This window comes from Heliobacterium mobile, from assembly GCF_009720735.1.
Classification (GTDB): Bacteria; Bacillota; Desulfitobacteriia; order Heliobacteriales; family Heliobacteriaceae; genus Heliobacterium; species Heliobacterium mobile.
The window spans coordinates 1-10,666 of record NZ_WNKU01000047.1 but is presented as its reverse complement, the minus strand read 5'-3'; the positions used below and the strand labels follow the sequence as shown (position 1 = coordinate 10,666).

Genomic DNA, 10,666 nt, shown 5'->3' with positions numbered 1-10,666 from the left:
AATGATTTGGAATGGGCGGTGGCTCTTCAACAACTTTGGTCGATTATTGATGATGTCGTTAAAAACTGCAACAAGAAGTTAGCCGCTTTGATTAAAAGTCAACTCCAGAAATGGATTGGCTCTTTACCCAACTATATCAAGGCTTACTTGCCTATTTCTGTGTGCGAAACTTGAGTTAGTAAATATATCCTTACTCCAGTTTATGAGGCTCGATCACTTCTGATGGTTCTTCAAGCCGATGACTCTAAACAGATCGGACGTAAAATGGAGCAATTGGATTTAGAAGATGTCATCTCATTGGCATCGAAAATGCCCGATTATACTATGCAATCCTATGTGACACAGATAAAAAGCGACGGTGTCTTACAACGAGTCATCAACAAACTTGGCTTGGCAGACTACAATCCGTCCAGTCTCCAAGGGATGATCTCGGCTTCTTTAATCAAAGATACCAACCTGATTGAAGTCCGTGTCGCCCATTCCGATCCTGTGTTAGCTGCAAATATAGCCAATACTCTCGATTCCGAATTCGTAAACTTCATTACGGAAACTAACCTCGAAAAGCTAACGAAATCGGGAACTTTGTTGGAACAGCAAACGAACGAAGAAGAAAAAAACTATCAAAACGCCGTCTCTGCCTTAAACCGTTTTTTAATTCAACCTCGCAACCCGGATTTATTGTCCAAAGACATCGAAAACATTTCCGATCTCCTGTTGGATCATGAAAAGAACAAAATGCTCGCTGAAGTTGAAGTACAAGAATTGAACGGCTTAATTAATGAACTTAACAATCGTATCGAAAGAACTCCGACAACGATTGCAATCAAAGACGGTGCCACGGAAAGAACTATTGATAATTCTGATTACTATTCCCTCCAGAGACAGTTACGGCAGAAGCAATATGAGTTGGAAGGAAAAAAAGCGAAGCTCGCCACCATCGAAAACGCCATCAGTGCTTTACGAGCCCGGTGGGAAAGTGTTCAGGAAGAATTAACCGTAAAACAGATGGAACATGACCGATTAAAGGGAGAGGTTGATCGTCTTGATAAAACGAGAAACGTCTTACATCAAAAACTGACAGACATACGCATCGCCAAGTCGGTAAATCAAGGCGAGACAACAGTCAAATTCGCTTCTCCGGCGAGCACTCCGACAGCCCCTATTAAGCCGAACATCTCATTCAATGTAATGATTGGACTTATCCTTGGATTTTCGATTTCAGTCGTAATCGCCTTTTCTGTCGAGTTGTTAGATAAAACGATTAAATCAAAAATGGATATCCTACGTAAATTGAAGATCCCTTATCTCGGAAGTGTCCCTTATTGCTATAGAACTAAAAGCAGAGATAAAAAGCAAAACATCATCTGGTATCCGAGAAGAGAAAATAAAAATATCAGCTACGACGATGTATCACCGGACATGTTGGAAATACCCAATTCACCAGTGATTGAACTATACCGTGCCATCTGCACCGGTATATGGTATCAAGCCATAGACAAAGATAGAAAGGTGATTCTCTGCACGAGTACAGAACCTAAGGAAGGTAATTCAAATATTACGGCCAATTTGGCTGTAACCTTTGCCCAAACGGGTTTTCGAACCTTGCTGATCGACGGAGATTTACGCCGACCTGTACAACACAAATTTTTTGGTATAAACAATCATTATGGTTTGAGCAACATCCTCTTAAACAACCTCCCCTTTCAAAAAGTGTTGACGCCAAGCTCTTATCCGGGACTCGATATCATGACGAGTGGCCCTTTACCGCCGAATCCTCCAGAACTATTATCAGGACAGTACATAAAAAACATGCTGAATGAAATTGTCGATATGTATGACGTAGTGCTTATCGATAGTCCGCCCATCGTATCAGTTACAGATTCCATCATCTTGGCAGGTCTAGCCCATGGAACTGTACTGAACGTACGCACTCGTTTCTGCCATCTTGATACTGTGAAAGAAGCTATCTATCGAATTCATCAAGGAAAAGGGAAGATTATCGGAGCCATAATTATCGGAGTGGAAGGAAACAAGAAACATGTTCATTACCAGCGTGTTCAAAGAGAGTCTGATTAAAAAAGCGGTGTCTTTTTCACCGCTTTTTTGTTTTATTCAAAAGCAGGAATCTTTCTAACTGTTCACGAATTAAGGGTTATAGAATACACTAAGGGAGGCCAATCCGTGACTGTAGGTGACGAATACGAGTTATTCATAAAAAAAGTACACGCCAAAAGCGGATTAGATCTAGCCAATTACAAACGTCCTCAAATGGAAAGACGGATACGTACTCTCATGCGCTCACAGGGAGTCAATGACCTGCTCAGCTATTTCAACTTAATCGACAAAGATGCTGAACAGTACCGTAAATTCATTGATCATCTGACGATTAACGTGTCGGAATTTTTTCGCAACCCTGGGCAATGGGACGTCTTGACGAACAAAATACTTCCCTTGTTGCTAAAAGAAAATCCGCAATTAAAAGTTTGGTCTGCCGGTTGCTCCACTGGAGAAGAACCCTATAGCTTGGCCATGACAATGATGGAATCCCGTTGTGACATGCGAAATAAAGTTTTAGCTACTGATATCGACAAAGAAGTGTTAAGGAAAGCTCAGCTGGGGATATATTCTGTCAAATCACTGGCCAACATGTCTCCGGAAATGGTTAAGAAATACTTTGAAGACCAAGGCGGCGGATTCTTCCGGGTAAAAGATGAAGTAAAAAGGCAGGTTAAGTTTCAGCAACAAAATCTGTTAAAAGATACCTTTGAGTCTAATTTTGATCTCATTCTTTGCCGAAATGTCGTCATATACTTTACGGAAGAAACGAAAACCATGCTCTATAAGCGGTTTCATCAAGCCATGCGCAAAGGAGGGATTCTGTTTACCGGTTCAACGGAACAGATTTTCCAAGCTCGTGAAATTGGCTTAACCACTGCGGCCACATTCTTTTATCAAAAAACATAATCAAGGGGGTGGAGTCTATTTTTGCATTGGTCGTATTCTTACTCGTCTATATAGGTGCCGGTTACGCTTTTTGGTTTTGGATGCGGGCCGATGACGTTGTGGAGAGACAATGGAACAGCCTCACGACCCATTCAAAATGGGTCATGTGGTTAGGCTGGCCTTTTGCTATGTTTGGAGTTATGTTCAACAACCTTAAAACAAAGAAAACGAGCCGATAACAAAGCGCCCCGTATGGGGCGTTTTCTCTGATTACGCATAAAAGGGCGACAGCTTTCAAATAAATAATCTAAAGGAAAAGGGATAAGGGAGGTCTCTCATGCCGATCTTTACCATTGATATCCATACACCTCAGATTGATCCGGACACATATATCGCAGCGACTGCTGTTGTTGGTGGTCAAGTAACGATAAAAAAGGGCAGCAGTCTCTGGTTTAACGTTGTCGCCCGTGGTGACTGCGGTCAACCGATCATTGTCGGTGAAAATTCGAATGTTCAAGATAACGCAGTCCTACACACAGATCACTTTCATCCCACCGAAATCGGAAATTCGGTTACTGTAGGTCATGGTGCCATCATTCACAGTGCCCAAATCGGTGATTATTCGCTGATTGGCATCGGTGCCATCATTCTTGACAATGCTCGCATCAGAGAACATTCTGTCGTAGGGGCCCACACTTTAGTTCCCCCTGGGAAAGAATTCCCACCGTACAGCTTAATCATGGGAAACCCTGCAAAGCTCATCAAAACACTGACTCCCGAAGAGGCAGAACGATTCAAAGGGAATGCGGAACGGTACGTGCAGTTGTGGCGGGAGAACTACAAGGGACGCATCGAGTAAGAGCTATTCGGCCCCTTTTGTCGGTGCCCAGACCATCATATTCTGCGGAAGGTCTGTCCGATGAAGCTTTTCCGGTCCTGATAAGAGAAAAACTTGAAGGGGTTGTCTCCCGAAGCTGATTGCCGATTCATGATCAGGCAGAAAAAAGTCCATTCGCCTGCCCCGGATTTTTCCCCCGATATCTTGGGCTTCAAAAACCCGTCCAAAAGCAGGCACATAGACTTTCGTGCCTAGGGGAATTACATCAGGATCGACAGCCACCGTGTACCACGGTAGAGCTTTTTGTCCCGTTTTCGTAATGCCATCGCTTTTTCCACAACAGAGAATACAAGCATCATAAGCAGTGGCATCCACTTCCATAGGCGCTGTGATCCGATAACCCAGCATGGACAGTTGAAGGATCGTTTTTCCGGATAAACTTTCGGGAATCGAAATGGTATCTCTTGCTTGCTCTCCCTCATTCGGTGACGCTTCCGCAAAAATCGGGTATAGTGCGAACAGAGCCAGGAGGAGAGAGAGCAAGTACCAGCGACGTAAAATAGACCATCATCTCCCAATCGTGGTTATAGCTGAATTGAACAAGCTATAATCCTAGGTTATCTCAGTGACCTTTTTTTATGCATGAGCGGTTCGTGATAATGATGGTGAAAAACTAAACTGGTAAAATGTACGGAAAAGGAAAAACTACTGTTGATCCTGCTACACCTCCGGAGGAAACTGGAGGTGAACCTGTCTTGGGGATGTCCGGTCGATTACCTACGGTTTCTGGTCTGGAAGTGGCTAAGCTTCTTCACCGGGAAGGATTTGAGCCGATTCGACAGCGAGGCAGTCACCTTCGGATGGAGAAAGCCGGTCCAGGAACGGTTCTCTCTGTGACCATCCCGGGACACAAAAAAGACCTAAAAAAGGGTACGCTCATGGGCATCTTACATCAAGCAGGCCTCAGTAAATCCGATTTTCTCGAACTTCTCTCCGCCTAGGATCTTTCCAGCGGTGTGAGTGAAGGAAGTGAGGTGTAGCAGGTTCTCAGCCGCGATTGCAGGAAATGAATGCCGCCAGGTCGAAAGAGGACAAGCGGCATTTTTGCATACCAGGAGGACTGCATTATGTCTAATAACGACTATATTTTTGCTTTGGATATCGGAACCCGAAGTGTCGTCGGGATCATCGCGCAAGAAAAAGAAGAAGGATTGGAAATCTTACATACGGCGATGGAAGAACATCGCCATCGAGCCATGTTGGATGGGCAGATTCACGATGTGGTACAGGTATCTAACGTAGTTCGTCGTATTAAACAGAAATTGGAAAGCCGGTTTAACCAACCTTTAAAAGAGGTAGCTGTCGCTGCTGCCGGGCGGGCCCTGAAGATCGCCCGGGGCCGGGTGAGTCGACAATCGCCCTCTTTGCAGGAGTATTCGTCGGAAGATGTCTTTGCGTTGGAACTGGCGGCGGTACAGAATGCACAGAAAGCATTAAAGATTGACGGCGGAGATGCTGTGAAAGACTATCACTGCGTCGGATATAGCGTGGTCAACTATTACCTGGAAGGGCAAACGATCGGAAACCTTGTCGGTCAACGGGGTTTAAATGCCGAAATCGAGGTTATCGGTACATTCTTGCCTCGTGTCGTCGTAGACTCCCTTTTCTCGGTGTTGCAACGGGTCGATTTAGAGATGAAGAGCCTGACGTTGGAACCGATCGCCGCCATCAACGTGGTTATCCCGCCGAACATGCGCCAACTCAACCTGGCCTTAGTCGATGTCGGTGCCGGCACTTCTGATATTGCGATGACTTCCGGTGGAACTGTTACGGCCTATGCCATGGTTCCTATCGCTGGCGATGAGATGACCGAACAAATCTGTCAAAAATACCTGCTTGAATTTGGCGAAGGGGAACGTGCCAAGCGAGCCTTGCACGCGGTCCTGACAGGGCACGATAAGACTGGGAACGTTTCGACGATCAACGAAACGATTCAAATCTGTGACGTCCTCGGTTTTGAACAAGAACTGGATGTGCAGGACATGCTTACATCCTTGGGACCGACCGTCGAACACTTGGCTTGCCAAATTGCCGATAAGATCATCGACCTGAATGGAAAAACACCACAGGCGGTCATTCTCGTCGGTGGGGGCTCATTGACTCCGCTGTTGCCAGCTAAATTGGCCGAAGCACTTGGCCTCCCTTGCGAACGGGTAGGCGTCCGTGGACGGGAGAGTCTCCGGGACCTCAGCGGCAATTTAGAAGACATGAAAGGGCCTGAATTTGTCACTCCTGTCGGTATCGCTTTTACCTCCGTAAAACATCAGACGCTGGGATTCTATGAGGTGACTGTCAACGAAGAACCCGTCCGGTTATTCAATATGCAATTAGGCACCATCGGAGACGCTTTAGTGGCTGCTGGAGTGAGTCTGCGCCAAATCCATGGATTGCCGGGACTTGCTATGACTGTAGAAGTTAACGGCCAAGTAAAAATTCTTCGTGGAACTCTCGGGGAGCCGGCCAAAATCACTGTTAATGGGAATGAGGGCCGATTGGACAGCCCCGTCAACCCTGGTGATGAGATCCGATTTGAAGGATCCAAGCGTGGGGCAGATGGGAGCGGGTGCATCGGTGACGTAGTTCCCGAACTCACTGCTTTAGATGTCGAAATTAACGGTCAACCGGTTCATATGGATCCGCAAATCACCATGAACAGCAAGGTAGCCGCTTTGGATACTCCTCTGCAAGATGGTGCGAGAATTCGCTTTCAACCCGTAGATACGATCGCCCATCTGTTAGACGCTATCGGCAATCTGGAAGCATTAAAGGAAGAACATTCTGTCCGGTACGTATTGAACGGCGTAGAAAAGATGGTTCCAGTTTCGACGCCGGAAGTGTTACTGAACGATTCTCATGTCAAATTGACAGAACCGGTCAAAAGTGGAGATCGGATTTCGGTTCGTTCTTCCCGCATAACTGGGCTGGTCTTAAAGGATATCGTTGATTTACCGAAGTGGGAGGGGAAGCCGCTGCAGGTTCTTGTCAACGATAAGACTTGGACTTTTCCCGGCCAGTCTGCTGCCGTCTACCTCAATGGTCAACCGGCTACGGGCAATGAGATGTTGAACGATGGTGACAATATCGTCGTCAAGGCTGGTCGTTCGGCCGATCTGATCCTTTCAGAGTTGTTGCTGCATATCGGTTTTGACCCTGCCCCTCCAGCCGGAAAAACGAAATTGGATATTTATGTAAACGGTTTTCTCGGCGATTTTGCAACGCCTATCGCAGATCAGGCCAGGGTAGAGTTGAGCTGGAGGTAAATGGGAGTTAGCGAAAAAAGAAAACCCTACCGGGCAATCCGGTAGGGAAAAAGGTACCTTACACCTCCCAACAGAAAAGATGGTCGGATTAGGGATTGAGATGGGCCAATAACGGGCAAATCATTGCTCCTAAAAGATATAATATAGGATACGGAAAAATCAGACATCAGACCGCAGTCCTTCTGTAACTAGGACCTGCCCCTCATCTTAGGAACCCGATTTTCCTCACCTATGGATATATGTGGTATGAAATCCTCTCTTCTAGGTAACGCTACTTAGAGGAGGGGATTTTTTATGAAACGTTCCATTTTTTCCACAATGGCCATTATTCTTCCTGTTTATTTATTCTTAACGGTGCTTTGGCCGGGAGGACCGGGACAACAGTATCTCCTGATGGTCATGATTGTCGTTCTTGTCGGTTCGGCATTGTACCAGTCCTGGCCTTTCGTCAGAGAGCGATTTTGGGGAACCAACTCAACAACTATCATAACACCATCGATGGACGATGAAAAAGAACCTACCACCCTAACGATGGGGATGACGATAAGACCGTGGATAGCGAGTTTTTTCTTGCTGCTGTTTGGATGGTGGTGGGATATGCTCCTTTATTACGGTATCGTCGCTGCGGTCAATCTGGTTATTGCCATCTATATTCTTGTGCAGAGTCGGAGACTTCGCCGCCACATTATTTAGCCTAAATCAAATAAAAGGTTCTAAGAGAGTCCGGAGTAAGCACAAATCCGGATTCTTTTTTACTTTTACGAACTTGAAATCCCACAAGTTCTTTCAATCACAATCTGGTTCGTGTTAAGATATGGGCATCGGTTAAACAACTCCCGTGATTTTAAGCTACTGGAGGGTATTTTGCGTGGATGTACGCCACTTGGAATATTTTGTCGAGGTCGCACGACACCGAAGCTTTACGAAAGCTTCTCAAGTGTTACATATTTCGCAACCTTCGATCAGCAAAACGATAAGGATTCTCGAAGATGAACTCGGTGTGACTTTATTTCATCGTTCGGCAAAGCAAATTGAATTAACTGATGCAGGTAAAGCGGTTTTGGTACAAGCCCAACAGATTCTTGCCTCTTTTCAAAACTTGACATCTGAACTATCCGACGTTATGAATATAAAAAAGGGAAATATACGCATCGGCATACCGCCGAATGCCGGTTCTAGCCCATTTCCTCGCTTAATTGGAGAATTCAATAAGGCCTATCCACAAATCACGATCCATTTGGTTGAGATCGGATCGAAAAAGATTGAACAGGGAATTAATGAGGGAACACTAGATATTGGTGTGGTCTGCACGATTCCCGAAAAAAACCAAACCCTCTCGATGTTTTCCTTCGTAAAAGAACCATTGATGCTGATCGTTCCAGGGAAGCATCGATTGAGTACAAAACAGGTCGTAGATTATTCCGAACTAAAAGATGAATCCTTTGTTTTTTACCGGGAAGATTTTTCTCTTTACGATCGAATTATTGAACGCTGCCATCTTTGCGGTTTCAAGCCTAAAATAATCTGCCAAAGCTCACAGTGGGATTTTATGACTGAAATGGTGGCATCTCAATTAGGGATAGCTTTACTGCCTAAAAGGATTTGCGAGAAGGTGGATACTGATCAAGTCATCGTATTACCTTTGCGAGATCCTCAGATATATTGGAATTTAACGGTGATTTGGAATAAATACCGCTACTTATCTCATGCCGCCCGTCAATGGTTGCTCTTTACTAGTTCAATCTTAGACATCGATACGGAAAGCCAACTCATAAAAATAGGCATTTGATATTTCAGAGTAAAAGCCATAAAATCTATTTCAAAGGATAAACTCATTTTTTGTAAGATCTAGGAGAAAGGGCGAAACCAAATGAAAGTATCCTTTAAGAAACTACATGCAAATGCCATTATACCGGAGCGACAGACTCAGCTAGCTAGCGGCTTTGATCTCCATGTGCTGGACATCGTAAATCCTGAAAATGCTAGTGATCCTTACTATGATTCCTTTGAACAATTGCGCATTTTTCCCGGAGAACGAGTGCTTGTTCGAACGGGTATCGCCATTCAAATGGGAGAGGGGATGGAAGCCCAGGTACGTCCAAGAAGTGGATTGGCTTTAAAACATGGGATAACACTTCTTAATTCACCGGGAACGATCGACGCTGACTACACCGGGGATATCGGGGTAATCCTGATTAATTTTGGACAAAGGTATGTTGACATAAAAAAAGGTGACCGTGTCGCACAACTGGTATTCCAACCTGTTTTACACGGTGTGACACTGGTTGAAGTGGAATCATTTGTAGAAACCAATCGTGGGTCCGGTGGTTTCGGTCACTCTGGAATATAAAAGGAGCTTGATATTTTTCCGCCGATGACAACCGGCGGTTTTTTATTTTTTGTCTAATATCCAAAATATTAAACAAGGGTGTGAATATCAGTGTACATCATGAAATTTATTGTTCGGAAGCGTATAATCATTGTTGACAGAAATACGATGTATTGTATACTGTATGCTAAGAGATACTTGTAGGGAAAATTCCGGATGTTTCTGTAATTGAAGGAGGATGCGCCGTGGTACAGTTGGTAGGAAATCAGGAAAGCTACCTTTTTACAGACTCTTTTTATGAAGATTTATCTCATCAAATCAAAGACATGCTTGACCAAGATAAAGAACATTAAATAACTGGTTAATATACAAGTCCTTGGTTCACTGCCGAGGGCTTTTTTTTTATGAAGAGTCATTTTCAGAATAGCTTATAACCCAATGGCTCGTGAATGTTTCATTTATCCTATTAAGCTGAGTCTACAGAAATTCGGAATATTTCCCGATTTCAACAGTATATTTATAGAGGTCGGAAAACTTAGGTAAGTAGGGGGTCAGCATGAGTTCTAACGTTAAGGAAATTTCGATGCTATCCAAGGAAATAAGAAAAAATGGAACTTCTCCCCTAATCAAAATTAGAGGTATCACTTCCTTAATTATACTCACCTTTGGAATCGTGGTAACAATCTCTGGGGTTGGGTTGTTAACGACCCCTCATGGACCAGGTTCCCCCTTGGTTTTTGCAGGTATGCCGATCGTTTTGTTTAAAGACCTGCATGTTTGTTTAGGTTTTGGGATGATTGGGTTCATTCTCAGTCATCTTATTCTCAACTATAAAGCTCTTCTCAGCGAAATCAAACAGTTGTTTACGTAATGATATGCGTCACTTCAACCGAAATCGGTCGAAAACACTTGCGGGACATGATTGAAATAGGTTTCCTAAAAGTGCCTAAATGGAATGCAAGGTTCCTCTAGGCCTTTTTCTTTTAAACGGATACCGTACTTGTGAAGATACTATGGTAAAAAGAGAGGATTTTTCGTTAAGCTGGGGAATTATTAAGCAACTCAAGTTTCGCACACAGAAATAGGCAAGTAAGCCTTGATATAGTTGGGTAAAGAGCCAATCCATTTCTGGAGTTGACTTTTAATCAAAGCGGCTAACTTCTTGTTGCAGTTTTTAACGACATCATCAATAATCGACCAAAGTTGTTGAAGAGCCACCGCCCATTCCAAATCATT

10 protein-coding genes are annotated in these 10,666 nt (G+C 44.3%); 9 read left to right on the top strand and 1 reads right to left on the bottom strand.

Features of this window, described 5'->3' with window-relative positions; translation table 11 throughout:
• Nucleotides 1-222 precede the first annotated feature (222 nt).
• From GJ688_RS18695 to GJ688_RS18685, 3 genes are all read left to right on the top strand, one after another.
• Nucleotides 223-2,076, top strand: coding sequence for a polysaccharide biosynthesis tyrosine autokinase (locus tag GJ688_RS18695; RefSeq protein ID WP_155478029.1), 1,854 nt, complete (start codon nucleotides 223-225; stop codon nucleotides 2,074-2,076).
• Between the two features lie 105 nt (nucleotides 2,077-2,181).
• Nucleotides 2,182-2,964, top strand: coding sequence for a CheR family methyltransferase (locus tag GJ688_RS18690; RefSeq protein ID WP_170292155.1), 783 nt, complete (start codon nucleotides 2,182-2,184; stop codon nucleotides 2,962-2,964).
• Nucleotides 2,965-3,280: 316 nt separating this feature from the next.
• Complete coding sequence (locus GJ688_RS18685) at nucleotides 3,281-3,802, top strand: gamma carbonic anhydrase family protein (RefSeq protein WP_155478027.1); 522 nt, start codon at nucleotides 3,281-3,283, stop codon at nucleotides 3,800-3,802.
• 3 nt (nucleotides 3,803-3,805) lie between these two features.
• Here the strand turns inward: GJ688_RS18685 and GJ688_RS18680 are convergent, their stop codons facing one another.
• On the bottom strand, nucleotides 3,806-4,324 hold the full coding sequence (locus GJ688_RS18680; protein WP_155478026.1) for a 3D domain-containing protein: 519 nt from the start codon (nucleotides 4,322-4,324) through the stop codon (nucleotides 3,806-3,808).
• A gap of 218 nt (nucleotides 4,325-4,542) precedes the next feature.
• Here GJ688_RS18680 and GJ688_RS18675 point away from each other — a divergent pair, with 218 nt between their 5' ends.
• From GJ688_RS18675 to GJ688_RS18650, 6 genes are all read left to right on the top strand, one after another.
• Complete coding sequence (locus GJ688_RS18675) at nucleotides 4,543-4,782, top strand: type II toxin-antitoxin system HicA family toxin (protein ID WP_155478031.1); 240 nt, start codon at nucleotides 4,543-4,545, stop codon at nucleotides 4,780-4,782.
• Between the two features lie 126 nt (nucleotides 4,783-4,908).
• Nucleotides 4,909-7,101, top strand: coding sequence for a cell division protein FtsA (locus tag GJ688_RS18670; protein ID WP_170292154.1), 2,193 nt, complete (start codon nucleotides 4,909-4,911; stop codon nucleotides 7,099-7,101).
• Nucleotides 7,102-7,395: 294 nt separating this feature from the next.
• Nucleotides 7,396-7,794 carry a hypothetical protein gene (locus GJ688_RS18665; RefSeq protein ID WP_155478024.1) on the top strand — a complete coding sequence of 133 codons (399 nt, stop codon included), beginning with the start codon at nucleotides 7,396-7,398 and terminating at the stop codon, nucleotides 7,792-7,794.
• Nucleotides 7,795-7,969: 175 nt separating this feature from the next.
• Nucleotides 7,970-8,890 (top strand): LysR family transcriptional regulator, encoded by a 921-nt coding sequence (locus GJ688_RS18660; protein ID WP_170292153.1) that lies wholly within the window; start codon nucleotides 7,970-7,972, stop codon nucleotides 8,888-8,890.
• 81 nt (nucleotides 8,891-8,971) lie between these two features.
• Entirely contained in the window at nucleotides 8,972-9,451 is a 480-nt protein-coding gene (gene dut / locus GJ688_RS18655; protein ID WP_155478023.1) for a dUTP diphosphatase, read from the top strand.
• A 535-nt stretch (nucleotides 9,452-9,986) separates the two neighbouring features.
• On the top strand, nucleotides 9,987-10,301 hold the full coding sequence (locus GJ688_RS18650) for a DUF4405 domain-containing protein (RefSeq protein WP_155478022.1): 315 nt from the start codon (nucleotides 9,987-9,989) through the stop codon (nucleotides 10,299-10,301).
• The last annotated feature ends 365 nt before the right edge of the window (nucleotides 10,302-10,666 follow it).